This is a genomic window from Brucella sp. RRSP16, assembly GCF_052246815.1.
Classification (GTDB): domain Bacteria; phylum Pseudomonadota; class Alphaproteobacteria; order Rhizobiales; family Rhizobiaceae; genus Brucella; species Brucella intermedia.
Genome location: NZ_JBQQAM010000072.1, coordinates 1 through 246, shown reverse-complemented (window position 1 = coordinate 246; position 246 = coordinate 1). Strand labels below are relative to the sequence as shown.

The window sequence follows — 246 nt, the reverse complement described above, 5'->3', positions numbered from 1 at the left end:
GCTTAACACATGCAAGTCGAGCGCCCCGCAAGGGGAGCGGCAGACGGGTGAGTAACGCGTGGGAACGTACCATTTGCTACGGAATAACTCAGGGAAACTTGTGCTAATACCGTATGTGCCCTTCGGGGGAAAGATTTATCGGCAAATGATCGGCCCGCGTTGGATTAGCTAGTTGGTGGGGTAAAGGCCTACCAAGGCGACGATCCATAGCTGGTCTGAGAGGATGATCAGCCACACTGGGACTGA

General features: G+C 54.5%; 1 rRNA gene. It reads left to right on the top strand.

The features are described from left to right. A 16S ribosomal RNA gene (locus tag ACS5UA_RS22955) occupies positions 1-246 on the top strand; the annotation flags it as partial.